The organism is Streptococcus oralis (assembly GCF_026782235.1).
Taxonomy (GTDB): Bacteria; Bacillota; Bacilli; order Lactobacillales; family Streptococcaceae; genus Streptococcus; species Streptococcus oralis_CC.
Window position 1 is genome coordinate 119387 of sequence record NZ_JAKUWE010000005.1, and the last position, 26506, is coordinate 145892.

Sequence of the window (26506 nt, forward strand, 5' to 3'; positions counted from 1 at the left end):
TGTCTATGAAAGCAGAACTACGTAAGCAAGTCTTACACGAAATGAAGGCTCTATCTCAGGAGCAAAAACAGGCTATGGACCAAGTTTTAACAGAGCGATTTTTAAATCATCCCTTTTACCAAGAAGCTAAGATTATCGCAACCTATCTCTCTTTTCCGCATGAGTTTCAAACGCAAGAATTGATCGAGCAGGCGCTGAAGGACGGCAAAAAAGTTCTGATACCCAAAACCTATCCCAAGGGGTGCATGGACTTTGTAGTCTACAATCCGCAGCAGTTGGTAAAAACTTCCTTTGGTCTAATGGAACCGCAAGGAGACTTGGAAGTGGTGGAACCGTCTCAGATTGATTTAATTCATGTTCCGGGTTTGGTTTTTACAACAGAGGGGTATCGGATTGGATATGGTGGAGGATACTACGACCGCTATCTGGAGAATTTTGCTGGGCATACCATGAGTACAATCTATCCTTTTCAGGTTCAGGAATTTAAATCGGAAGACCATGATATTCCCGTCCAGGAGGTGCTAATAGATGAAAGAAATCTTTGATAAACGTTATCCTGTGACTAGCTTCTTCCTCCTAGTGACAGCATTGGTATTTCTCTTGATGTTGGTTCTTACAGGTTTAAATTTTGAACGAGCAGATACCTTGCTTCAGTTTGGAGCCATGTATGGACCGATCATTCGCCTGTTCCCAGAGCAGATTTGGCGCCTTTTTTCGGCTATATTTGTGCATATTGGATGGGAACATTTCATTGTCAATATGATTTCACTCTACTTTCTTGGACGACAAGTGGAGGAGATTTTCGGTTCTAAGCAGTTCTTCTTTCTCTATCTCTTATCGGGAATGATGGGCAATCTCTTTGTTTTTGCTTTCACACCGAAAGTTGTAGCAGCAGGCGCTTCCACTTCTCTTTACGGGCTATTTGCTGCGATTATCGTCTTGCGTTACGCAACTCGCAGCCCCTATATCCAGCAGTTGGGGCAATCCTATCTGACACTTTTCGTGATAAATATCATTGGAAGTGTTCTGATTCCAGGAATTAGCCTAGCAGGCCATATCGGAGGTGCAGTAGGCGGTGCTTTTCTAGCAGTCATCTTTCCAGTTAAATGGGAGAGAAAGATGTATAGTAGCAGCCAGCGAATCGGAGCAACTGTACTTTTTATCGCACTAGCAGTTTTTCTATGCTATAAGGGGATGAACTATGTGTAGGGGGGAATAGTTAAAAAGCTACTCATTTTTTGAGTAGCTTTTTATGTAGATTGGAACCATTCGAAACAACACAGCTCTAAAACTATCGGATTCTATCATTTTGCTTGGTTTGGGTTTTGGAACCATTCGAAACAACACAGCTCTAAAACATATATACCCGTCAACTTATTTCCAGTTTGGTTTTGGAACCATTCGAAACAACACAGCTCTAAAACAAGTTAAACGTAAATCCCGCTATGGCTTATGTTTTGGAACCATTCGAAACAACACAGCTCTAAAACGTTGTCACAAACTAACGGAGGTAAAAATGAGGTTTTGGAACCATTCGAAACAACACAGCTCTAAAACTTATACTACTAGATATATAAGTAATTAGACGTTTTGGAACCATTCGAAACAACACAGCTCTAAAACCTGCTGTGTACCAACGTTCGATAGTTGAAGGTTTTGGAACCATTCGAAACAACACAGCTCTAAAACGTCCAGATTCCAATTTCAGGGTGGCGCTCGGTTTTGGAACCATTCGAAACAACACAGCTCTAAAACTCAATCGCTGCGCCCCTCGTTTTGCGTTTTGTTTTGGAACCATTCGAAACAACACAGCTCTAAAACAACTGAGAACCATTCATCAGTGTCGCCTTTGTTTTGGAACCATTCGAAACAACACAGCTCTAAAACATTCATGCAACCAGGACCAAGGTTCGGTTTGTTTTGGAACCATTCGAAACAACACAGCTCTAAAACGCTTTGCCAATTTTTGAAAAGTATACACAAGTTTTGGAACCATTCGAAACAACACAGCTCTAAAACATATAGGTGAGTTCTACTGAATCCTTTCGGGTTTTGGAACCATTCGAAACAACACAGCTCTAAAACTGCAGGGAAGTCATGCGCAATGCGGTCTTCGTTTTGGAACCATTCGAAACAACACAGCTCTAAAACTAAAAGAGCGGAGATATATTCTTGTGAGTAGTTTTGGAACCATTCGAAACAACACAGCTCTAAAACGCATTGTTCTTCAATATCTTCGAGGGCTGTGTTTTGGAACCATTCGAAACAACACAGCTCTAAAACATACACTTATAGGCTTCAAAAACGATGACGGTTTTGGAACCATTCGAAACAACACAGCTCTAAAACTTAGGTATTCGTTAGTGAGTGCTTTTGTAAGTTTTGGAACCATTCGAAACAACACAGCTCTAAAACTACCTACTTTACCTTTGACGGATAATCAGTGTTTTGGAACCATTCGAAACAACACAGCTCTAAAACCTAATAGTTCGATAAGCCATTCAATAGCGTGTTTTGGAACCATTCGAAACAACACAGCTCTAAAACAAGTTCGGCGCCCTTTTTGAAGTCCTCTTCGTTTTGGAACCATTCGAAACAACACAGCTCTAAAACAGGCGTGCGAGAATTGTTTGTGACGGCGAAGTTTTGGAACCATTCGAAACAACACAGCTCTAAAACATCAAAGTCGCCTCACCTAAAACAGGAACTGTTTTGGAACCATTCGAAACAACACAGCTCTAAAACCGGACGTAGTACGGTCAGTCCATTTCTTCGGTTTTGGAACCATTCGAAACAACACAGCTCTAAAACTTACTAGATTTCACAAAGCGCTCTAAATAGGTTTTGGAACCATTCGAAACAACACAGCTCTAAAACTAAAGCAGCTGTAAAAATGACTTTGTAAAAGTTTTGGAACCATTCGAAACAACACAGCTCTAAAACATTCTAACTGGATAATTATCCCTAATCGCTGTTTTGGAACCATTCGAAACAACACAGCTCTAAAACATTATGTTATTCAATCACGTGCCTTAGTTGGTTTTGGAACCATTCGAAACAACACAGCTCTAAAACTGAATGAACCAAATAAGTTCAGTGATAATAGTTTTGGAACCATTCGAAACAACACAGCTCTAAAACAATGAAAATACTGTCTTTATAAACATCTAAGTTTTGGAACCATTCGAAACAACACAGCTCTAAAACGTCTACGTCGTGCGTGTTACTTGGATCCAAGTTTTGGAACCATTCGAAACAACACAGCTCTAAAACAGTGCAGCCACATACGTTACAAATTCCTTTGTTTTGGAACCATTCGAAACAACACAGCTCTAAAACATTGGAAAGATTGCAAAAGTTCATTCTTTAGTTTTGGAACCATTCGAAACAACACAGCTCTAAAACGATACGGGGAAAGCCCGAAAAATGGGCGTTGTTTTGGAACCATTCGAAACAACACAGCTCTAAAACTTTCGGTAGCATGCAAAACTAGTTGCAATTGTTTTGGAACCATTCGAAACAACACAGCTCTAAAACGTGTAGTTTATGTTGGAGTATTCTTTGCATGTTTTGGAACCATTCGAAACAACACAGCTCTAAAACCTCGTAGAAAAATTTTTCTTACGAAATTTCGTAATCGCGCCATTCGTCCCAGCCAGACTTCAGCTCGTCAGGTTCCAATTGTTACCCTTATTATACCATATTTTCAGGGTTCAAGAAATAGTCTTGATCCAATACATACTGCGGAAAATCATAGATTTTCCGAGGCTCAACAAACAAGACGGACAGTTGATTGAGTTGGATATACTCTATCAGATTTACTAGCTCATCCTTTGATAGATAGGCGGATGCATTGATGAAAACAAGGAGTTTCTTTTTCGAAAGATATTTAAAAACCTGGACAATTTCTAGCATCTTTTCAAAAGGTGTATCACTCAGGGTTTCGACTTTGACACCAAGTGCACCGATTAACTCTAGAATGGTAATTTCATCATACTCTAGGTCTAACTCGTTTTCCAAACACTCAAATGCCAGCAATTCTGTAATCGTAGCAACCAACTTTTCAATCATGGACTTGACTTCGGGCTTGTCATTGAGTTGATTCTCTAAATCAGCATGTATCAGCTTGAGCATGGCAGGTGAGTTGAGATTGTATCCTAAGACATCCGTTATCACTAATAACTCAGCCTCTTTCAGTGCTTTTAGATTTCTATCAAACAACTTCAATTCTCCATCATCAGTGTACTGGTAGAATTGCTTGACGATAGTTGAAAAGGTAAACTGGTCTTCCAACACTAAAAAAGTTGCATTTTCAATAGCTAATGGTTCATCCAATAATGGGAAATTAATCTTCATCTCTAGGCTCCTCTCCCAGAAAGACCAAGCGTGCGTCGGAGTTTGCTACGCTGGTATTTCGTTCGCCATTTAAGTAAATCATGCGAGAAAACTGCTTTTCTGTAACGGTTAAGAGAGTAATGTTTCCTTTCTTAGGGTTATGAGTTTTGAGTCGTTCAATCATGGCGTTATTAGCAGAGTTGTTGAGCAAGAGCTTGCTATAGATGGAGAATTGGTGCATGATAAATCCCTCGTCTATGAGGAACTTCCGAAATTTCCGATAGGCCTTACGTTCCTCTACGGTATCAACCGGCATATCAAACATTAAAATCATACGCATATATCGATAACTCATATCCTAAACTCAGGAACTCCTTTCTCGGGTTGATTGAGAGCTTGAATGACTTTTTTAGTATAGTCACTGACGATATTGGACAGATACATATCTTTGCCATTGTAGTGGAAGGTATCTGAGAAAATAGTGAAAAGTTCTCGTTTGATTTTGACAAAAGAACTGTTTCGATTTTCATAGACGATTCTGTCAATAATCGGACGGAAAGGCTCCATAATATCGCTAGCGAGGTTGAATTGATTGAACTGGTTGGCATGTTTCAAGCCAAACTGGGTCATACAGCCAGACAAAACAATCTCACGCGCAAACATACTCAAAATTAAGGTGTAACCGTAGTCTAAGGCAGCATTGACATCATTATCTTGTTCACGGCTAAAATCATTTCCAAACAAGGTGTTAAAATAAATCCGAGCTGCGTGCCCTTCGCGGTTACTAGGATCAAACAAATCCAAACCATGATAGAGATCAATGACGGACTGAGATTTTTCTAGAAAACCACAACTCCCCAGATAAAAAGCCTGATTGAGAATTTTTTGTGCAATAATGGTGGTCCAAACTTGTGCTTTAGCCTCCTCGCTCCAAGTAATTTGACGAGAGAGTTGCAAACTGGAATCGTGTCGACCGTAGTAAGGCATTAAATATGCTGTCGGCAAGCGTTTATCATCACAAAAGATGACCAGAATATTTTCATCCACCAAGCGTTTTATCAGCATAGTAGAGAGAATAATATCTGTCGTCTCCAAAAGCAGGATGTCCACCTCGGACAGGTGAATCAACTCTGTCCGAGAGGCATCTTTAAAAATCAAGTGATTGTTCTTGTAGGAGAGCTTAGAGTGTGTATTGACAACAACGGTTCTCCATCCCATTAGTCTTCTCCTAGTTTGCTCAAGTCAATCCGAGTCTCGTAGAGACCAGTGATGGATTGGTGGATGAGGGTGGCGTTGAGGATTTCAGATACAGTTGTGTACCGTTTCCGATCAATATCTTTTCCAAAAAATTTAAAGGCAGCAGGAGCACCCAAAGCAGTAAAGGTCAACAAATTGATAAACGAATTTGCTAGAATTTCTATATCTGCTTGCTCATTGTCTGCATATAAGTTCTGGATTTTCTCTAGATTTGCATCTGCGAGGACATATTTTTGAGAGAACTCAGATACAAGATTTAACAAATCCTTAAATTCATTTCGGTGTTTCTGGATATATTCTAAATGTTCTGGTTCGTCTAGTTTATGGACATTTTTAGAATGGTAGAGCAAGGTTGTTAAGTATACTGGAAGTACTATTTCATTGCCTTTTTGAAGTTCTTTTGCACTTGCAAGTAGTCGTCTGCGACCATTTTCCAGTTCAAATAAACTATACTTAGGTAGGCAGAGGATGTTTTCTTTACGGACATTATGATAGCCTTTATTTTCAAGGAAAGTTATTGGATTCTCCTCAAAAGCGGCTTTTTCCATAATCGTGATACCAACTAGAGTTTTGACAGTCTTCAGTTTTTTCGCTTTTCCTTTTTCGATATCGGCAATGAGCAAGATCGAATAGGCGATAACAGGGCTATCAAATCCCCCATATTTAGTAGTTTCCCAAAGAATATCCTTTGTTTTTCGAGGGATTAGCTTGTCAGAATTTCCTTTAGGAAGAATGGACTCTTTAGAGAAACCACCTGTTTGCACCTCTCGCTTCTTCACAATATTCACCTGTGGATAGGAAAGTACTTTTTTGATGGTTGCGAAATCTTTTTCCTTATTCCAAGCGATTTCTCCAGTGTCTTTGGAGTATTCGATATTCTCTCTTTTTACGATAGTTCCGTCTGCGTAATGCACCTCTTCTTTGAAGAAGTTCAACAAGTTTGAGTAGAAGAAATACTTTTCAGTTGCTTTTTCGATTTCTTTAGGGTCTTTGGATCTTGAGATGTATCTCTTAAGATCGTACTTTTGATAGTCACCATAGACGAATTCAGGCTCTAGTTTAGGATATTTCTTAAGGATAGCCTTAGCAACCACTGCATTTAAATAGGCATCATGCGCGTGGTGGTAGTCATTGATCTCCCGCACCTTGTATAACCCAAATTCTTTACGAAAGTTGGAAACTAGGTTGGATTTCAAAGTGATGATTTTGACATTACGGTTCTTCTTATCCTTCTCAGTCACTTCTTTATTGAAGCGAGCATCCAAAATCTGCGCAACATGTTTTGTGATTTGTCGTGTTTCAACTAGTTGGCGTTTGATAAAGCCAACTTTATCAAGCTCATTTAGCCCGCCTCGCTCTCGCTCTGCTTTGGTTAGATTATTAAATTTACGTTCTGAAATCAATTTAGAATCCAATAACTGTTGCCAAAAAGCTTTCATCTTTTCAACTACTTCAAGACTAGGAACATTATCGGATTTCCCACGATTTTCTTTTGAACTCGTCAAGACACGGTTATCAAGAGAATCATCCTTGATAAAGGCTTGTGGGATGATATGGTCGATGTCATAGTTACTTAGTTGGTTGATTTCAAGAGGTTTCCCAGTATACATATCTCTCCCATTTTGGAGATAGTAGAGGAAGAGACGGTCATTTTGAAGTTGAATATTATCTGTTGGATGTTCCTTTAATATATTTGAATCAAGCCCAGGAGCTAGATTTTTTATTGCATCTTCAATACGCTTATATCTTTGTTGGGAATTCTTTTTCCCTTTAGCAGTAGTTTGATTTTCACGGGCCATTTCAATGACAATGGACTCGGGAGCATGGCCCATAACCTTGACAAGTTCATCAACAAGCTTGACACTTTGCAAAATTCCCTTTTTAATGGCAGGACTACCTGGGAGTTCTTGGACAACTTGCTTCACATCATCTGTCTTGCCAAACACTTGTGCTTTTTGGATAATTTCTTTGAAAGAAAGCCCGTCATCATGGATTAACTGCATAAAGTTACGATTACTGTAGCCGTCATCAATCAGATAATCAAGAATCGTTTTGCTGCTTTTTTTATCACGGATACCGTTAATCAGCTTGGCAGAGAGTTTTCCCCAACCAGTATAATGTCGACGAATCAATGCCTTGATGACTTTCTCATCAAAGAGAGAGTCGTATTGAGCAAGACGTTGCTTGATCATCTCACGATCTTCAAAGATAGTTAGCGTGTGGACGATATTTTCAAGAATTGCTTCATTCTTAGGGTCATCCATAAACTCTTTATCCTTGATGATCTTGAGCAAATCATGATAAGTAGAAAGACTAGCGTTAAATTGTTTTTCAATTCCTTTTAGTTCGATTCCATCGTAGCCATCAACATTGTGTAGATAATGGATGATGTCTTTTTCAGTTACTTTTCTTTTCTCTTTGAATAGCTGATTGACAATTTGCTTCTTCTGCCCACTATCAAGGAATTGATAGTCTCTCAATCCTTCTGCAATAAATTTTACTTTTGTTAATTCATTATAGACAGCAAATGTTTCATACAACAGACTGTGCTTAGGCAAAACTTTTTCCTCTGGGAGATACAAGTCATAGTTAGTCATCTTATTGATGAAGGTTTCTGCAGAGCTTGCCTTATCAACAATTTCTTCAAAGTTCCAAGGTCGGATTGCTTGGTCAGAATTTCGAGTAAGCCAAGCAAAATCACGATTGCCACGAGCCAATGGGCCAACGTAGTAAGGAATACGGAAAGTCAAGATTTTCTCTATCTTTTCTCTGTTTTTCTTCAGGAATGGATAATGTTCTCCTTGCCGACGGAGAATGGCATTCATTTCTTGAAGATGAATTTGATGAGGAATAGAACCATTATCAAAGGTGCGTTGTTTTCTCAAGAAATCTTCACGTTCAATTTTTTCAAGAAAATAATCTGCCCCCTCGAATTTAGAGAGAAGATTTTTGATATATTTGTAAAATGCTTCTTGCGTGGTCTTACCATCGATATATCCAGCATACCCATCTGTAGATTGGTCAGAAAAAACTTCATCATATCTTTTTGGAAGATTGTTTTTGATGAATTGTTTTAAAGCTGCCAAGTCTTCTTCATGTTCTTTGAATCGTATGACCATTTTTGTTGATAAAGGCGCATGTGGTGATTCGTCTGAAACGATACCTGCTAATAAGATACCATCACTTAGATTTTTCACTGCAGAAAAGAGTTCGATGAAATTTTCTCCGATTAGTACAAGGAGATTTCCAAGATCTTCTTCATAGCTCTCCGATGATATTTGTAATTTAGCATCGTTCTCTAAGCTAAAATTTGTTTTAAAATTAGGTGTCAATCCTAGAGCTAGTCCAATTAAATTACCAAATAAGGTATTCTTCTTTTCACTTGGGTAGTTCTTAAGAAGTTGTTCCTGTTTTTCGGACTTAGGGATTTTAGCAGTTAGAATTTCTGTGACATTCAGTTTGATTTTGGAAAGGGAGGTTTCTTGAACATTATCAAATTCTTCAACGAATTTTTCAAACAGTCCTTGTATGTCATTATTTTGAACTTTAAACTTGGGATCATCAATCAAAAAATGTCCGCGGTATTTAATCATGTGAGCAAGAGCTAGATAGATCAAACGCAAATCTGCTTTTTCATTTGCCTCGGCCAGTTGCTTTCTCAAATGATAGATAGTTGGAAATTGCTTATGGTATTCTTTTTCTTCTGCCAAGGTAGCAAAAATAGGATACTTACTACCTCGCTTATCGTCAGGAACTAAAAAGGAGTCCTCTAATCGATGAAAGAAACTACTATCCACCTTGTTCATTTCCTCAGTAAAAATTTCTTGAAGATAGCGAAGACGATTTTTCCGACGGGTATAGCGACGACGTGCAGTTCGTTTGAGGCGTCTATCCTCAGCAGTAGTCCCCTCATCAAATAATAAAGCTCCGATGAGATTTTTCTTGATAAAGTGTTTATCAGTATTACCCAGAACTTTCATCTTTTTCGATGGTACCTTATAGTCATCTGTAATGACGGCCCATCCAACGCTGTTAGTTCCGATATCGAGTCCGATAGAGTATGGTTTATTGCTCATTTAGTCTTCTCCTTTGAGTTATACTCTTTAAGTTCTTATTAGTAAACGCTAATATATTAACTTTAACTAAATTATATATCTTTTGACTATTAAAATCAAGAAATTGTAAAACGTTTTCATTGTGTAAATTTTTAAATCGTTATAAAATGAAATGTTATTCTATTTTATATAGATTCCTTCTTGCAATTTTTAAAAGAATAGTATACAATACAATTGTTGGAACTATTCGAAACAACACAGCAAGTTAAAATAAGGCTTTGTCCGTACACAACTTGAAAAAGCGAGCACAGATTCGGTTGCTAATAAGTCATCTGAAAAGATGGCTTTTTTATTGCAAGCTTCAACAAAAAACAAAGCCCTTATTTAAGAGCTTTGTTTTTCTTCTATTTCCCCTCAGCTAACTCTTTCCCGAGTTGGATGAGGTAGTCTTTCAAGTCGTCTTTGACTTGTGGGTGTTTGAGAGCGTAGTCGATGGAGGTTTTCATAAAGCCAAACTTGTCCCCGACATCGTAACGAGCCCCTTTGAACTCACGAGCAAATACACGTTGTGTTTTATTGAGGGTATCGATTGCATCTGTCAGCTGAATTTCATTTCCTGCACCTGGAGCTTGGTTTTCGAGGATTTGGAAAATTTCAGGCGTGAGGAGGTAGCGTCCGATAATAGCAAGGTCGCTAGGAGCATCCTCTGGCGCAGGTTTTTCAACGAAGGTTTCAACGCTGTAAAGACCGTCTTTCCCTTCTCCTTGCGGAGCAATAACCCCATAAGCAGAGACTTCGTCGTGAGGGACTGGCATGACAGCGATAGTAGACGCGTGGGTACGCTCGTAGTCATCCATGAGTTGTTTGGTAAGCGGAACAGCCTTTTCGTCCGTGATATCCATTAAGTCATCGCCAAGCATAACGACAAAAGGTTCATTTCCAACGAAAGCTTTGGCTTGCAAGACAGCATCTCCGAGACCACGTGGATGTGTTTGACGGATAAAATGCAGGCGCATGCCAGTTGTCTCATCAACCAGCTTCAAAAGATCTGTTTTCCCTTTTTCTTTGAGGTTATATTCCAATTCAAAGTTTGAGTCGAAATGGTCCTCGATAGAACGTTTTGACTTACCCGTAACAACCAAGATATCTTCGATGCCAGATTTGAGGGCTTCTTCAACGATAAACTGGATAGTTGGCTTGTCTACGATTGGCAACATTTCCTTGGCCAAAGCCTTAGTTGCTGGGAGGAAACGAGTTCCCAATCCAGCGGCAGGGATGACTGCTTTTCTGACTTTTTGTTTCATGATGTTCCTTTCTATAAGGGTCTACGACCATTCGTTTTCTGCTTTAAATTCATTGCTCATGATGTCAGTGATTGCTTCTTTGATGTTGACACCTTCATAGATAACTCGGTAGATGGCCTGTGTGATTGGCATGTAGACACCCAATTCCTGAGCCAGCTCGTAAGCCGCTCGAGTTGTTGAGATTCCTTCGATAACCATGCCCATGTTTGCTTCGATGTCTGCGAGGGATTCTCCACGACCGAGAGCATCACCGGCCCTCCAGTTACGAGAGTGGACAGATGTCCCCGTTACGATCAAATCCCCAACTCCAGAAAGCCCGCTATAAGTCAGAGGGTTAGCTCCAAGAGCGACCCCTAGACGGGTGATTTCAGCTAAGCCACGAGCAATGATAGCCGCCTTGGCATTGTCGCCAAAGCCTAGACCATGTAGTGCTCCAGCGCCAACTGCGATGATGTTTTTGAGAGCACCAGCGGTTTCAACTCCGATAACATCCGTATTAGTATAGAGACGGAAGTAGTGATTGCTAAAGAGATTTTGGACGTACTGGGCCGTTTCAAGGTCTTTAGAGGCTGCCGTGATCAAGGTAATATCCCGTACAATCGTTTCCTCAGCATGGCTAGGTCCTGAAACAACGACGACTTCACTACGGAGATCGACTGGAATTTCCTCTTCAAGAATAGTTGATAGACGTTTGTGGCTATCTGGTTCCAATCCTTTGGAGGCATGCATGATGACAACCTTGTGATCGAGCACCTTTGCTACTTGTTGGGCAACCAGTCTCGTTACTTTTGTTGGGACTACAAATAAAACAGCATCTACACCCTTTAGTGTTTCTTCCAAGTCATGATAGGCTTTGATTTTTTCGTCGAGTAGGATATCTTTGAAGTAGCGTTTGTTTGTATGTTGGTTATTGATTTCATCAATTTGGTCAGAAATATTTCCCCAAATTCGAACTTCGTGTCTATTGTCGTTTAGGACCTGCGAAAGGGCAGTTCCCCAAGAACCAGGACCCAAGACAGCGATGGTTTGTTTCTTCATCTTTTCCTCCTTGTAAGAGTTCTTCCTTCCATTTTACCATAAAAAGCCTTTTCATGCATCACCTGTAGATGAAAGCGCACTAATTTATAATAAGGAGACTTCTTTGACAAGATGCCTCTTTTTTGCTAGAATAGCATCAATATGAACGAATGAGAAGGAGCTGACGCAGGATGTCGCTCCCTTTATCTATTTTATTAGGAGGAAATATGCTCATTAAAAAAATAAAAACCTATAAATGGCAGGCCTTGGCATCCTTAATGATGACAGGTTTGATGGTTGCGAGCTCGCTCTTGCAACCGCGCTATTTGCAAGAGGTGTTAGAGGCTTTGTTGGCTGGTCAAAATGAGACTATTTATAGTATTGGCGCTTGGCTGATAGGGGTAGCCCTAGTCGGTCTGGTTGCAGGTGGGGTCAATGTAACACTTGCAGCCTACATTGCTCAAGGAGTGTCTTCGGACCTTCGTGAAGACGCTTTTCGCAAGATCCAGACTTTTTCTTATGCCAATATCGAGCAGTTTAATGCCGGCAACCTTGTTGTCCGTATGACCAATGATATCAATCAAATTCAGAACGTGGTGATGATGGCTTTTCAAATTCTTTTCCGTCTCCCTCTTCTCTTTATCGGTTCCTTTATCTTGGCGGTTCACACTCTTCCGTCACTTTGGTGGGTGATTGTCCTCATGGTGTTCCTAATCTTTGCACTAACTGCCATCATGATGGGAATGATGGGGCCACGATTTGCTAAGTTTCAAACCCTTCTTGAACGGATCAATGCTATCGCTAAGGAAAATCTACGTGGTGTGCGCGTGGTCAAATCCTTTGTACAAGAAAAAGCACAATTTACCAAATTTACCGAGGTTTCTGATGAACTTCTCGGCCAAAATCTTTATATCGGTTATGCCTTCTCAGTTATAGAACCTGTTATGATGCTAGTCGGCTATGGAGCGGTCTTCCTCTCTATCTGGTTGGTGGCAGGCATGGCTCAGTCAGATCCATCTGTTGTGGGCTCGATTGCTTCCTTTATCAACTATCTCAGCCAGATTATCTTTACCATCATTATGGTTGGATTTTTAGGAAATTCTGTCAGCCGTGCCATGATTTCCTTACGTCGTATCCGCGAAATTCTAGATACCGAGCCAGCGATGACCTTTAAAGATCTTCCAGATGAAGAGTTAGAAGGAAGTCTCTCTTTTGAAAATGTGACCTTCACTTATCCTAATGACGATGAGCCTATGCTGAAGAATGTAACCTTTGAAATTGCGCCTGGTCAGATGGTCGGTGTGGTTGGGGCGACTGGAGCAGGGAAGTCCACTCTAGCTCAGTTAATTCCACGACTTTTTGATCCACAGGAGGGATCTATCAAGATTGGTGGCAAGGATATTCGAGATGTCAGCGAGGGAACCTTGCGTAAAACAGTTTCCATCGTCTTGCAACGTGCTATTCTCTTTAGCGGAACCATTGCAGATAATCTTCGTCAAGGGAAAGGCAATGCCAGCGTGTCAGAAATGGAACGTGCAGCACGGATTGCCCAAGCCAGTGAATTTATCGGACGCATGGAAAACAAATTTGAGAGTCAGGTCGAAGAACGAGGCACCAACTTTTCTGGTGGACAAAAGCAACGGATGTCCATTGCTCGTGGGATTGTTAGCAATCCCCGTATCCTGATTTTTGACGATTCGACTTCAGCCCTAGATGCCAAGTCAGAAAGACTCGTACAGGAAGCTTTGAACAAAGACCTGAAAGGGACGACAACCATTATCATCGCTCAAAAGATCAGTTCAGTCGTCCATGCGGACAAGATTTTGGTCTTGGATCAAGGGCGTTTGATTGGAGAAGGACGGCATACAGACTTGGTAGCTAACAATGCCGTCTACCGCGAAATCTACGAAACACAAAAGGGAAAGGAGGAATAAAATGAAAACCGTTCGATTTTTCTGGAATTATTTTAAAGTTTACAAGTTCTCCTTTGTCATTGTGATTCTGATGGTTGCAGTTGCGACGATTGCCCAAGCCCTCTTTCCAGTTTTTTCAGGTCAAGCAGTGACGGAGCTCGCTAACCTAGTGCTGGCTTATCAAAATGGAACTTCTGAACTAGCCTGGCAGAGTTTATCAGCTCTGATGCTGAATCTAGCTCTGGTTGTCCTCGCCCTAGTGGTATCCAGTTTGATTTACATGACCTTGATGACTCGTGTGATTGCTGAGTCGACAAATGAGATGCGTAAGGGCCTCTTTGGCAAACTTTCCCGTTTGACCGTTTCTTTCTTTGACCGCCATCAGGATGGGGACATCCTTTCTCGCTTCACGAGTGACTTGGATAACATCCTTCAAGCCTTCAATGAAAGCCTAGTTCAGGTCATGAGCAATATTGCTCTTTACATCGGTTTGATTTTTGTCATGTTTTCAAGAAATGTGACGCTAGCCCTGATAACAGTAGCCAGTACTCCAGTAGCCTTTCTCATGTTGGTTTTCATCGTGAAAATGGCCCGCAAATACACTAATCTCCAGCAAAAAGAGGTAGGGAAACTCAACGCCTACATGGACGAAAGTATTTCAGGGCAGAAAGCTGTTATCGTACAAGGAATTCAAGACGACATCGTAGCAGGCTTTGTGGAGCAAAATGAGCGCGTGCGCAAGGCAACCTTTAAAGGGAGAATGTTCTCAGGCATCCTCTTTCCTGTTATGAATGGGATGAGCTTGGTCAATACGGCCATCGTCATTTTTGCAGGTTCGGCTGTCTTGCTGAACGATCCAAGTATCGAAACAACGACAGCCCTAGGTTTGATTGTCATGTTTACTCAATTTTCTCAGCAGTACTACCAGCCGATTATCCAGGTGGCTGCGAGTTGGGGGAGCCTCCAGTTGGCCTTTACTGGGGCAGATCGTATCCAAGAAATGTTCGATGCAGAAGAAGAGATTCGTCCGCAAAATGCGCCTGCCTTTACGGAATTGCGAGAAGGCGTTGAAATCAGTCACATTGATTTCTCTTATGTGCCAGACAAGCCGATTTTAAAAGATGTTAGCATTTCAGCTCCTAAGGGGCAGATGATAGCAGTTGTCGGTCCGACTGGCTCAGGGAAAACGACCATCATGAACCTCATCAATCGTTTCTACGATGTGGATGCAGGCAGCATTTGCTTTGATGGCAAAGACATCCGTGACTACGACTTGGACAGCCTGCGGAGCAAGGTCGGGATTGTCTTGCAGGATTCGGTCTTGTTTAGTGGAACGATCCGAGACAATATCCGCTTTGGTGTGCCAGATGCCAGTCAGGAAATGGTCGAAGCAGCTGCCAAGGCAACTCATATTCATGACTACATTGAAAGCTTGCCTGACAAGTATGATACCCTTATTGATGATGAGCAAAACATCTTCTCAACTGGTCAGAAACAATTGATTTCCATCGCCCGGACCTTGATGACAGATCCCCAAGTCCTAATCTTAGATGAAGCGACTTCCAATGTGGATACTGTAACAGAAAGCAAGATTCAACATGCCATGGAGGCCGTTGTAGCAGGACGAACCAGTTTTGTTATTGCCCATCGTCTCAAAACCATCCTCAATGCCGATCAGATTATTGTCCTCAAAGATGGAGAGGTCATTGAACGTGGAAATCATCACGAGTTGCTCAAGCTCGGCGGTTTCTACTCGGAACTGTATCACAATCAATTTGTTTTCGAATAGAAAAGTTGTCCTTATTGGGCAGCTTTTTCTTGTCCATAAAAAATACTTATCACGGTCTTTAAAAAAACATATTAGACAGGAAAGGGTTGGAGTGATAAGATAAGACTGTCGCAAGAAAATCGAAAGGAGACACATCATGGCTAGAACGGTTGTAGGAGTTGCTGCAAATCTATGTCCTGTAGATGCAGAAGGGAAAAACATTCACTCATCTGTATCTTGTAAATTTGCAGAGAGCATTCGTCAAGTCGGTGGTCTCCCTTTAGTAATTCCTGTAGGAGATGAGTCCATTGTGCGCGATTATGTGGAAATGATTGACAAACTCATCTTGACAGGTGGGCAAAATGTCCATCCTCAGTTTTACGGGGAGAAAAAGACTATTGAGAGTGATGATTACAACCTTGTACGCGATGAGTTTGAACTAGCTCTCTTGAAAGAAGCGCTCCGTCAGAATAAACCAATTATGGCAATCTGTCGTGGTGTTCAGCTGGTCAATGTTGCTTTTGGTGGCACTCTCCACCAAGAAATTGAAGGTCACTGGCAAGGCTTGCCTTTTGGGACATCTCATACTATTGAGACAGTAGAAGGAAGCGTGGTGGCTAAGTTGTTTGGCAAAGAAAGTCAGGTCAACTCAGTCCATCGTCAGAGTATCAAAGATCTGGCACCTAATTTCCGTGTGACAGCGGTGGACCCTCGAGATCAGACAGTGGAAGCGATTGAGTCTGTCGACGAGCATCGTATTATCGGTTTACAGTGGCACCCAGAGTTCCTGGTCAATGAAGAAGATGGCAATTTAGAATTATTTGAGTATTTATTAAATGAATTGTAACGGTTAGAATCTCTAGCCGTTTTTTTGTCTTATTTCGTTCAAATTTTAATATTGTAACATTTTTTACGCAAATGTTTAAATTATGATAAAATTTGGAAAAATTCAGTATAAAAACTTGAAAAAATCTAAGGTAAGGGTTATGATAGAAGAGAAGAAATTTTGGAGGAATATTATGTCACATATTAAATTTGATTATTCAAAAGTATTAGATAAATTTGTTGCACCACATGAACTAGATTATATGCAGCCTCAAGTGACTGCAGCAGATTCTGCTCTGAGAAATGGTACAGGTCCTGGGGCAGAAATGACTGGCTGGTTGAACTTACCTGAAGAATATGACAAAGATGAATTTGCTCGTATTCAAAAGGCTGCTGCTAAAATCCAATCTGATAGTGAGGTATTGATCGTAATCGGTATTGGTGGTTCCTATTTAGGAGCTCGTGCAGCTATTGATTTCTTGAATAATTCATTTGTAAACTTGCAAAGAAAGGAAGAACGCAAGGCACCTCAGATCCTCTATGCTGGAAACTCTATCTCTTCAAGCTATTTGGCTGATTTGGTAGACTATGTATCAGACAAAGATTTCTCAGTAAACGTGATTTCTAAATCAGGTACAACAACTGAACCGGCTATTGCTTTCCGTGTCTTCAAAGAACTCTTGGTTAAGAAGTACGGTCAAGAAGAAGCTAACCAACGTATCTACGCAACTACAGACCGCGCTAAAGGTGCAGTTAAAGTTGAAGCAGATGCTAATGGCTGGGATACTTTTGTAGTGCCTGATAGTGTAGGTGGTCGTTTTACAGTATTGACAGCAGTGGGGCTCTTGCCAATCGCAGCTGCAGGAGCTGATATCAGCAAGTTAATGGAAGGAGCAAATGCTGCTCGCAAGGCTTATGCTTCTGATAAGTTGGCTGAAAATGAAGCATATCAATATGCAGTTGTACGCAATATCTTGTACCGTAAAGGTTATCTGACAGAAGTTCTAGCTAACTATGAACCATCTCTGCAATACTTCTCTGAGTGGTGGAAGCAACTGGCTGGTGAGTCAGAAGGGAAAGACCAAAAAGGGATTTATCCAACTTCAGCTAACTTCTCAACAGACTTGCACTCTCTGGGACAATTTATCCAGGAAGGTACCCGTATCCTCTTTGAAACAGTTATCCGTGTAGATAAACCTCGCAAAAATGTGCTGATTCCTGAATTGGCAGAAGACTTGGACGGTCTTGGCTACTTGCAAGGAAAAGATGTTGACTTTGTCAATAAAAAAGCTACAGATGGAGTGCTGTTAGCACACACTGATGGTGGAGTTCCAAATATGTTTGTGACACTGCCTGAGCAAGATGAGTTCACTTTGGGCTACACTATTTACTTCTTTGAGTTGGCTATTGCTCTTTCTGGCTACCTGAATGGTATCAATCCATTTGACCAGCCTGGAGTTGAAGCTTATAAGAAAAACATGTTTGCTCTTCTTGGGAAACCAGGCTTTGAAGAGCTGGGTGCTGAGTTGAATGCACGCCTTTGATTCTCATATGCTTTGAGTTCATTTAGAATATAAAAAGATCCACAAGTTCATTTCTTGTGGATTTTTAGTACAAGCCTCTTAATTAGTTTATTATTTTTTTTAAAAGTGTAAAAAAGAGTGTCTTAATTCTTTTATGAAAGCGCTGTATAATTGCCTTGTAAATAAAATTTGAGAGGTATCAAAATGAATGATTGGTTAAACATAAAAGGCAAAACAGTTCTTGTGACTGGCGCGTCATCTGGGATCGGTAAGGCAATCGTTGAAGAATTGCTGGAATTAGGAGTCAATGTAGCGAATTTTGATCTTAGCGACAACGATTTGCGTCACCCGAATCTATTATTTGTAAAAGTTGATGTAACTTCTCGCTCTGAAGTAGAAGAGGGTGTTGCCAAAATAGTTGAAAGATTTGGCAATATTGATGCGGTAGTCAATAATGCAGGGATTAATGTTCCCAGATTATTAATTGATGCAGAAAATCCTAAAGGTCCTTACGAGTTAGACGATGAAACGTTTGAAAAAGTAACAATGATTAATCAAAAAGGTTTGTATTTGGTTAGTCAGGCAGTAGGACGTATTTTAGTGAAAAATGGAAAAGGTGTAATTGTGAACATGGCTTCAGAAGCAGGCTTGGAAGGTTCTGAAGGACAAAGTGCCTATGCTGCCACAAAAGCAGCAGTCTATAGTTACACTCGTTCATGGGCAAAAGAGCTGGGTAAGCATGGTGTACGTGTGGTTGGAATTGCTCCAGGAATTATGGAAGCTACGGGACTTCGAACTCTTTCTTATGAGGAAGCTCTTGCTTATACCCGTGGAAAGACGGTAGAAGATATTCGAGCTGGTTATGCTTCAACTTCAACAACTCCTTTGGGACGAAGTGGTAAACTACGGGAAGTAGCTGACCTTGTAGCATTCTATATTTCAGACCGTTCTAGCTATATAACTGGAGTCACTACAAATATTGCCGGAGGGAAAACTCGCGGTTAAAAAAATGAAGGTGAGGAAGAGAGTTGACCATAGTAAATCGATGGTATAATATTTTAGAAAAAATGGTCTCACAGCCAACTTATTCCTTGGTAGATATGCGCTCAGAGCTGGATATTAGTATGCAAACCTTGCAAAAGAGTATCCAACAATTAAATGATGTTTTGGCTCCGAGTATCCAGATTATCTCACAAGATGATCAGTTAATGTTAGAGGTGTATGACTATACTGAGTTGGAAAGGATTTTATCTGGTAGTTTAAAACGGGAGAGTGACTTCAATTCTTCCAGTAAAAGAATTGCCTATTTACTAAAACGTTTAATTGAGTCAACCTCCCCTCTTCTTATTGACGACTTGGCTGAGGAAGCAGGTGTTAGTAGAAGTACCCTTAATAAGGATTTAAAACAAGTAAAATCTTTGGCAGAGAGTTACTCTATCACTATTTCAGGAAAGCCCAACCGTGGGCTGGAGGTCTTGGGGTCCGAGCTGAATTTGCGCTTGCTCTATATTCACCAAGTGGCCCCTTACTTTGAAGGAAAGACACTCACCGAGGCAACATCTTCTTTTCTGGAGACGCTACTCCAGGAGTATAAAATCCCGAAAGAAACAAAGGAACTCCTTCGAAAGACCATTTCAATTATGGTGGAGCGTATTCATGCATCTAGGGTGTTGAGTTGCCCTATTCCTTACTATAGGAATGATTTAACAGAGACACCTTTGGTTGAAAAATTAATCTATCATATTGAGATGACTTATAAGATTTCCCTCAGTCAGTTTGAGATAGACTTTTTGTGTTTTCCGTTTAATATCCGTTTTATTGACACTTTAAGCAAGCCGTCTTATCAATCTGAACAGCTTGCAAACATTTTTCAAGGGATTGTCAAGAAAGTCAAAGAAACAATGTTGGTTAACTTTGATGATGAAGAATTATTTGAAGAAATCAAGTCTCATCTAGGCTCCTTAATCAATCGACTGATTTTCCATGTGCAAGCTAATGATATATTCCATGGCGAGGTTCAAACTCAATATCCTTTTGCTTTTGAAATGGCGAAAATTGCTGGAGAAGAACTATCTGCAATTTTTGGTTCTGAATTGGAATTATCTGAAATCGGATATCTGGCTTTGTATTTTGAAATGATTTTAAGAAAGCAAAACTCTGTTGTAAATGGTTCTCGCAAGCAGATAGCTGTAGTTTGCACAACAGGAAGAGGAACTGCTGCGATGATTATTCAGCAACTCAGACGAATTCTTGGAAATGATGTAGACATTACTCAGTATTCTGAAGAGGATTTTAATCTGGATTTGAATCAGGACTATTTCGCGATTTTTACGACAGTTCCTCTAAAATATAAAGATTCTAAATCTCCAGTCATTCAAGTTAATCATCTTTTTGATGATCAATGGCTGCAGGAAGAATGGCAGAGGGCCAATGCTTTTCATCAAAAAAATCTAGAAACAGTCAGCTTACGTTTTCTTCGTTTGACTCCCCAAAAAACCTATCAGCAATACTTGCTAAATATGGTTGCAGAGTTAGAGAAACTTCAGATGATTGATGAAGGTTTTAGAAATCGGATAATTGATAGGGATAAAAAACAATCAACCATTTTTGGTGGAGGAATTGCCTTCCCCCATACAATTAACCAGGGTTATGCAAAGACTATTTTAATGTTTGGAAAGCTAGAAGAGCCTTATCAAAAAGGAGATGATTGGATTGAATTTATCTTTCTAGTCGCCATTCCCTCAGAAATTGAAAGCAAAATGGAGAGTGAATTGCTGGAATTGTATGACGACATTTTTCGAATTGCAGGAGAGCCTTCTCTAAAAGAAGCATTGAGGGCTGTAGAAACAGAGACAGAGTTTCTATCATTTTCTAAGAGCAAAGGAGTATTTTAATGAATTCGCTAATAATTTTCGCTGTATTTGTCATGGCAGCTTATATATTTCAAATGTTCCTCGGCTGGCAGCAACTCAAAGACTTCAATAAGACCTATACGATGCTCCGAAAACTGGGGCGCGTAGCGATTGGCAGGAAGTCCGGAAGAATCAAATCCGGTACGATTGTCATGTTCGCGGTTGATGAAAACGGTCGGGTTCTTAAAGCTAGCAAAATGCAAGGAGTCACAATCTTAGCACGTTTTCAAAATATGGACGATTATGTTGGAGAAGACATCCATTATTTTGACAAGTATAATCCTCTTGTGAGAAAAGAAAATAAGTTGATGCAATCAGCCATAGAAGATGCTAGAAAAGTCTATCTTTGGAATGAGGCAGGTATTGAGAAAGAGACAAGTTCATCTGATTCTTTTCTGGGATTCGGCTTTTATGCGAATTACTTACAATTATCTATTAAACAGTTATTTAAAAAAAATAAGAAAGGGAGTTCCTTATGAATCACATTACAAATTTTGCAGAGAGTTTTATGAAACTCTTCCAATTAGGTGGAGAAACCTTTATTAGCTGGATGACAAATATTGTACCGCTTGTCTTGATGCTATTGATTGCAATGAATACCCTTATCGCTTTCTTGGGAGAAGAGAAGGTCAATTCCCTGGCTAAGATTTCTGCCAAAAATCCTGTTAGCCGGTATATGATTTTACCTTTCATTTCTGCCTTTATGCTGGGGAATCCGATGGCAATCAGTATGGGACGTTTCTTACCAGAATATTATAAACCTAGTTTTGTAGCAGCTCAGATGCAGTTCTGCCACACTTCAAATGGTGTATTTCCGCATATCAATCCTGGGGAATTGTTTGTATGGATGGGAATTGCAACAGGAATTCAAACTTTAGGTTTAAGTCAAATGGACTTAGCCATTCGTTACATGCTTGTTGGGCTTGTCATGAACTTTGTAGGCGGTTGGGTGACCGATTTTACAACTGCTTATGTAGCAAAACAGCAAGGTGTTACCTTGAGTAAAACATTTGATTTATAGAAAGAGTGAAATTATGTCATATAAGAGTATAAAAGTTGTTAAAGGAAATGGCGGTTTCGGAGGACCTTTGGTCATTACACCTAGTGAAGCTAAGCATAAATTCATCTATATCACTGGCGGAGGAGAAAAGCCAGATATTGTAGATAAAATTGCTGATTTGACCGGTATGGAAGCTGTTAATGGGTTTAAAACTTCTATCCCAGATGAGGAAATTGCTTTAGCAATCGTGGATTGTGGCGGTACTCTTCGCTGTGGTATTTATCCTAAAAAGGGGATCCCTACAATAAATATTGTCGCTACAGGGAAAAGTGGGCCTCTAGCTCAATATATAACCGAGGAAATCTATGTGTCAGCAGTTGGCCTTAATCAAATTTCTGCTGCTAATGAAGACGAAAAAGCGACAACTGTGGTAACAGAAAAGCCAACTTACGATACTAGTAAAAAAATTACAGAGCAAAAAGCTGAAACAAGTATTGTAGCAAGAATTGGGATGGGCGCTGGGAAGGTCGTTGCGACTTTCAACCAGGCTGCTCGTGAAGCCATCCAAACAATGCTCAACACGATCATTCCTTTCATGGCCTTTGTTTCCTTGCTGATTGGGGTTATTCAAGGTTCAGGTGTTGGAAATTGGCTGGCAAAATTAATGGTTCCCCTAGCTGGGAACATCTGGGGACTCATTTTGATTGGCTTTATCTGTTCCTTGCCATTCCTATCTCCTTTGTTAGGCCCCGGAGCTGTTATCAGTCAGATTATTGGAACCTTAATTGGAGTTGAAATCGGCAAAGGGACTATTCCGCCCCAAATGGCTCTGCCAGCTATATTTGCTATCAACACTCAAAACGGTTGTGATTTCATTCCTGTAGCACTCGGTCTATCTGAAGCCAAGGCTGAAACAGTTGAGGTTGGTGTCCCTTCTGTGCTTTATTCACGCTTTCTCAATGGTGTTCCGCGGGTGCTAGTAGCTTGGATAGCTAGTATTGGCCTTTATCAGTAAACTTTTGATAGATGCACGTAAACATAGCAACTATTATGTTAAACTTATCTATAAGCATAAGTTTATGACAGATTTGAGAAAGGATGAATAGGAATTAGATGAAGAAAATTTTTGAAGCTAAAGTAATTCAAGTGGGGCCTGAAGCTCAGAATATGATTCAAGATGCCAATATGCTCATTTTGTTTGGAGAAGAAGCTCCGGAAGACTTAGCAGAGTATTGTTTTAAAATCGATAACAAAAATCTTCTAGGTGCAATACTAGAAGGTGGAAAGCTGGTGGTAGATAGTCAGGAATATTCGATTACTGCCGTAGGAAATGTAGTAGAAAAAAATTTAACTGGACTGGGCCATATCACGATTTCTTTTGATGGTTCAAAAGAGGGCAGCCTGCCGGGCACTCTCCATGTTGCAGCAGACCAAGCAGTAGTAATTGAAAAGGACTCTACCATTCAGATTTTCGAAACTGCTTGACCATAATAAAATTTCAAATCAAGCAATTTAGAAAAATAAAAGTCTAAAAAATTGATTCAGAGCTTGGACAAAAAGTCCAGGCTTCTGGGTCTAAATTAGAAAAAATAGATGACGCAGTGGTTGATTGGCAAGTCAATCAAACTAGCCAGTCAGTGCAAGGGAATTCCCAGCAGATGGATCCACAAGGGGTGCCTGAACAGAAGGAAAAGACCAAAAAGGTATTTACCCAACTTCAGCTAACTTCTCAACAGACTTGCACTCATTGGGTCAATTTATCCAAGAAGGAACTCGTATCATGTTTGAAACAGTTGTCCGTGTGGATAAACCACGTAAGAACGTGATCATCCCTACATTGGAAGAAGACCTTGATGGACTTGGTTACCTCCAAGGAAAAGACGTTGACTTCGTAAACAAAAAAGCAACTGACGGTGTTCTTCTTGCCCACACAGACGGTGATGTACCAAACATGTACGTAACTCTTCCTGAGCAAGATGCCTTCACTCTTGGTTACACTATCTACTTCTTCGAATTGGCTATCGCTCTTTCAGGTTACTTGAATGCTATCAACCCATTTGACCAACCAGGTGTTGAAGCTTACAAACGTAACATGTTTGCCCTTCTTGGTAAACCAGGATTTGAAGAATTGAGCAAAGAACTCAACGCTCGTCTATAATAGGATATAAAAAGGGTGGTTTTACCACTCTTTTTGCTTTTTCTCGAAAAGAGAAATTGGACTCTGGCAAGACTTGTGATATAATATAGAGAGCAAAAAGGCAGACGCCTAGAGACTTTATAGGAGAAGATATGTCAAAAGATATCCGCGTACGTTACGCACCAAGTCCAACAGGACTACTACACATCGGAAATGCCCGTACAGCATTATTCAACTACCTTTACGCCCGTCATCATGGTGGGACTTTTATCATCCGTATCGAAGATACTGACCGTAAGCGCCACGTCGAAGATGGAGAACGTTCACAGCTTGAAAACCTTCGTTGGTTGGGCATGGACTGGGATGAAAGTCCAGAGACTCATGAAAACTACCGCCAATCAGAACGTTTGGAACTTTATCAAAGATACATCGACCAACTCTTGGCTGAAGGAAAAGCCTACAAATCTTATGTAACAGAAGAAGAGTTAGCAGTGGAACGTGAACGCCAAGAAGCAGCTGGGGAAACACCTCGCTATATCAACGAATACCTTGGTATGAGCCAAGAAGAAAAAGCAGCTTACGTTGCAGAACGTGAAGCAGCGGGGATTATCCCGACTGTTCGTTTGGCTGTCAATGAGTCAGGTATCTACAAGTGGCATGATATGGTCAAAGGTGATATCGAATTTGAAGGTGGCAATATTGGTGGTGACTGGGTTATCCAAAAGAAAGATGGCTACCCAACATACAACTTTGCCGTTGTCATTGATGACCACGATATGCAAATTTCTCATGTTATTCGTGGAGATGACCACATTGCCAACACACCCAAACAGCTTATGGTTTATGAGGCTCTTGGTTGGGAAGCTCCAGAGTTCGGTCACATGACTTTGATCATCAACTCTGAAACGGGTAAAAAATTGTCTAAACGCGATACCAATACCCTTCAATTTATCGAAGACTACCGTAAAAAAGGCTATTTGCCAGAAGCCGTCTTTAACTTTATCGCCCTTCTTGGCTGGAACCCTGGTGGGGAAGACGAAATCTTCTCTCGTGAAGAGCTCATCAAGCTCTTTGATGAAAACCGCCTCAGCAAATCTCCAGCGGCTTTCGACCAGAAGAAACTAGACTGGATGAGTAATGACTACATCAAGAGAGCTGACTTGGCAACTATCTTTGAAATGGCCAAACCATTCCTTGAAGAAGCAGGACGATTGACTGACAAGTCTGAAAAAATGGTGGAACTATACAAACCACAAATGAAATCAGTAGACGAGATTGTTCCACTGACAGATCTTTTCTTCTCAGATTTCCCAGAGTTGACAGACGCTGAGCGCGAGGTCATGGCAGGAGAAACCGTTCCGGTTGTTCTAGAAGCCTTCAAAGCGAAACTAGAAGCAATGACAGATGAAGAATTTGTGACAGAAAACATCTTCCCACAAATCAAAGCAGTTCAAAAAGAAACAGGTATTAAAGGGAAAAACCTCTTCATGCCGATTCGTATTGCCGTTTCAGGTGAAATGCATGGACCAGAATTACCAGACACCATTTTCTTACTCGGACGTGAAAAGTCAATCCAGCATATTGAAAACATGCTGAAAGAGATTTCTAAATAAAAAGGACTTCCGATGGATACATGGGAAAAAATGTATGAAGAAGCACGAACCTTATTCAATCCCCATGAAGTTTCTGACTTTGTTTATGCTAACCATGTTGTTGCTGCAGTAGAAGCAGAAGATGGTCAGATCTTCACAGGATTTTGTATGGAGGGCACTTGTGGCGTTTTTCATCTCTGTGCAGAACGAGCGGCTCTCTTCAATATGTATCAATTTTCAGGACAAACTAAAGTTAAGAAAATCCTCGCCTTTCGAGATAAACCTCCTTACGGCGAAGGATCAGGTATGCCCTGTGGCGCTTGCAGAGAATTTCTCTTAGAATTGAATGCTGAAAATAAAGAAGCAGAGTTCATGATGGACTACGAAACAAGAAAAACAATCAAAGTTGCCGAATTGATCCCTTACTGGTGGGGAGAGGAACGTGCGACTAATTGGCAAGATAAATAGAGGGAGTCAGTTTAACTGGCTCTTTCCCTAATCTTTTCAGAATTTCGGTAAAGAGGAAAAAAAGTCCTTGACAAAGGCGGAAAAGTAGGTATAATAGAAAGAGTTGAAAAGCTCAAGGTCCGTTGGTCAAGGGGTTAAGACACCGCCTTTTCACGGCGGTAACACGGGTTCGAATCCCGTACGGACTATGGTGTATTGTGGTTAGAAAAAACTTGAAAAAAGTTTAAAAAAACTGTTGACAGAGACAGGGAGCTGTGATATACTAATATAGTTGTCGCTTGAGAGAGATTGAGTGACAAAGACCTTTGAAAACTGAACAAGACGAACCAATGTGCAGGGCACTATAACTGAGGTTATAGTACTGAACAATGAAAAACAATAAATCTGTCAGTGACAGAAA

Annotated in this window: 20 protein-coding genes, 1 tRNA gene, 1 pseudogene and 1 CRISPR repeat array; of the genes and pseudogenes, 16 read left to right on the forward strand and 6 right to left on the reverse strand. The window is 40.5% G+C overall.

Annotation, left to right across the window (positions count from 1 at the left end; genetic code table 11):
- The first annotated feature begins 5 nt into the window (after window positions 1-5).
- A complete protein-coding gene (locus MK396_RS08630; RefSeq protein ID WP_268724300.1) occupies window positions 6-545 on the forward strand; it encodes a 5-formyltetrahydrofolate cyclo-ligase in 540 nt (179 codons plus the stop codon).
- On the forward strand, window positions 529-1209 hold the full coding sequence (locus MK396_RS08635; RefSeq protein ID WP_268724301.1) for a rhomboid family intramembrane serine protease: 681 nt from the start codon (window positions 529-531) through the stop codon (window positions 1207-1209). The genes MK396_RS08630 and MK396_RS08635 overlap by 17 nt, the downstream gene beginning before the upstream one ends.
- 47 nt (window positions 1210-1256) lie before the next feature.
- A CRISPR array of direct repeats spans window positions 1257-3603; the repeat unit is 36 nt; unit sequence GTTTTGGAACCATTCGAAACAACACAGCTCTAAAAC.
- Window positions 3604-3693: 90 nt separating this feature from the next.
- Here the strand turns inward: MK396_RS08635 and csn2 are convergent.
- The 6 genes from csn2 to MK396_RS08665 all read right to left on the reverse strand — a co-directional run bounded on the left by csn2 (window position 3694) and on the right by MK396_RS08665 (window position 11989).
- A complete protein-coding gene (gene csn2, locus MK396_RS08640) occupies window positions 3694-4356 on the reverse strand; it encodes a type II-A CRISPR-associated protein Csn2 (protein ID WP_268724302.1) in 663 nt (220 codons plus the stop codon).
- Window positions 4346-4690, reverse strand: a complete 345-nt coding sequence (gene cas2, locus MK396_RS08645; RefSeq protein ID WP_002876413.1) for a CRISPR-associated endonuclease Cas2 — start codon at window positions 4688-4690, stop codon at window positions 4346-4348. Before cas2 ends, csn2 begins: the two co-directional genes overlap by 11 nt.
- Window positions 4687-5553 (reverse strand): type II CRISPR-associated endonuclease Cas1, encoded by an 867-nt coding sequence (gene cas1 / locus MK396_RS08650; RefSeq protein WP_268724303.1) that lies wholly within the window; start codon window positions 5551-5553, stop codon window positions 4687-4689. The genes cas2 and cas1 overlap by 4 nt, the downstream gene beginning before the upstream one ends.
- Window positions 5553-9668 carry a type II CRISPR RNA-guided endonuclease Cas9 gene (gene cas9 / locus MK396_RS08655; protein WP_268724304.1) on the reverse strand — a complete coding sequence of 1372 codons (4116 nt, stop codon included), beginning with the start codon at window positions 9666-9668 and terminating at the stop codon, window positions 5553-5555. The genes cas1 and cas9 overlap by 1 nt, the downstream gene beginning before the upstream one ends.
- A gap of 383 nt (window positions 9669-10051) precedes the next feature.
- Complete coding sequence (gene galU / locus MK396_RS08660; protein WP_033605573.1) at window positions 10052-10951, reverse strand: UTP--glucose-1-phosphate uridylyltransferase GalU; 900 nt, start codon at window positions 10949-10951, stop codon at window positions 10052-10054.
- Between the two features lie 21 nt (window positions 10952-10972).
- On the reverse strand, window positions 10973-11989 hold the full coding sequence (locus MK396_RS08665; RefSeq protein ID WP_268724305.1) for an NAD(P)H-dependent glycerol-3-phosphate dehydrogenase: 1017 nt from the start codon (window positions 11987-11989) through the stop codon (window positions 10973-10975).
- Between the two features lie 206 nt (window positions 11990-12195).
- Between MK396_RS08665 and MK396_RS08670 the strand changes: the two genes are divergently transcribed.
- From MK396_RS08670 to MK396_RS08735, 14 genes and pseudogenes are all read left to right on the forward strand, one after another.
- Entirely contained in the window at window positions 12196-13902 is a 1707-nt protein-coding gene (locus MK396_RS08670; protein WP_268724306.1) for an ABC transporter ATP-binding protein, read from the forward strand.
- 1 nt (window position 13903) lies between these two features.
- A complete protein-coding gene (locus tag MK396_RS08675) occupies window positions 13904-15670 on the forward strand; it encodes an ABC transporter ATP-binding protein (protein WP_049505383.1) in 1767 nt (588 codons plus the stop codon).
- Between the two features lie 136 nt (window positions 15671-15806).
- Window positions 15807-16496, forward strand: coding sequence for a gamma-glutamyl-gamma-aminobutyrate hydrolase family protein (locus MK396_RS08680; RefSeq protein WP_049478403.1), 690 nt, complete (start codon window positions 15807-15809; stop codon window positions 16494-16496).
- 172 nt (window positions 16497-16668) lie between these two features.
- Window positions 16669-18018 carry a glucose-6-phosphate isomerase gene (locus MK396_RS08685; RefSeq protein WP_000018239.1) on the forward strand — a complete coding sequence of 450 codons (1350 nt, stop codon included), beginning with the start codon at window positions 16669-16671 and terminating at the stop codon, window positions 18016-18018.
- Between the two features lie 183 nt (window positions 18019-18201).
- Entirely contained in the window at window positions 18202-19002 is an 801-nt protein-coding gene (locus MK396_RS08690; protein ID WP_038804195.1) for an SDR family oxidoreductase, read from the forward strand.
- A 62-nt stretch (window positions 19003-19064) separates the two neighbouring features.
- Window positions 19065-20891, forward strand: coding sequence for a BglG family transcription antiterminator (locus tag MK396_RS08695; protein ID WP_080639548.1), 1827 nt, complete (start codon window positions 19065-19067; stop codon window positions 20889-20891).
- Window positions 20891-21388: a transcriptional regulator GutM gene (locus MK396_RS08700; protein ID WP_033585448.1), complete on the forward strand. Its 498-nt coding sequence runs from the start codon at window positions 20891-20893 to the stop codon at window positions 21386-21388. The genes MK396_RS08695 and MK396_RS08700 overlap by 1 nt, the downstream gene beginning before the upstream one ends.
- A complete protein-coding gene (locus tag MK396_RS08705) occupies window positions 21385-21930 on the forward strand; it encodes a PTS glucitol/sorbitol transporter subunit IIC (protein WP_001015684.1) in 546 nt (181 codons plus the stop codon). The genes MK396_RS08700 and MK396_RS08705 overlap by 4 nt, the downstream gene beginning before the upstream one ends.
- Window positions 21931-21943: 13 nt before the next feature.
- Window positions 21944-22924, forward strand: coding sequence for a PTS glucitol/sorbitol transporter subunit IIB (locus MK396_RS08710; RefSeq protein WP_038804194.1), 981 nt, complete (start codon window positions 21944-21946; stop codon window positions 22922-22924).
- A gap of 98 nt (window positions 22925-23022) precedes the next feature.
- The gene (locus MK396_RS08715; RefSeq protein WP_008808177.1) at window positions 23023-23394 is read left to right on the forward strand and encodes a PTS glucitol/sorbitol transporter subunit IIA; all 372 of its coding nucleotides are present in this window, start codon (window positions 23023-23025) and stop codon (window positions 23392-23394) included.
- Window positions 23395-23590: 196 nt separating this feature from the next.
- Window positions 23591-24067: pseudogene (pgi, locus tag MK396_RS08720) on the forward strand (glucose-6-phosphate isomerase); the annotation flags it as partial.
- Window positions 24068-24198: 131 nt separating this feature from the next.
- Entirely contained in the window at window positions 24199-25659 is a 1461-nt protein-coding gene (gene gltX / locus MK396_RS08725) for a glutamate--tRNA ligase (RefSeq protein WP_268709631.1), read from the forward strand.
- 12 nt (window positions 25660-25671) lie between these two features.
- Window positions 25672-26106 (forward strand): cytidine deaminase family protein, encoded by a 435-nt coding sequence (locus MK396_RS08730; protein ID WP_000382004.1) that lies wholly within the window; start codon window positions 25672-25674, stop codon window positions 26104-26106.
- 116 nt (window positions 26107-26222) lie between these two features.
- Window positions 26223-26294, forward strand: a tRNA-Glu gene (locus MK396_RS08735).
- The last annotated feature ends 212 nt before the right edge of the window (window positions 26295-26506 follow it).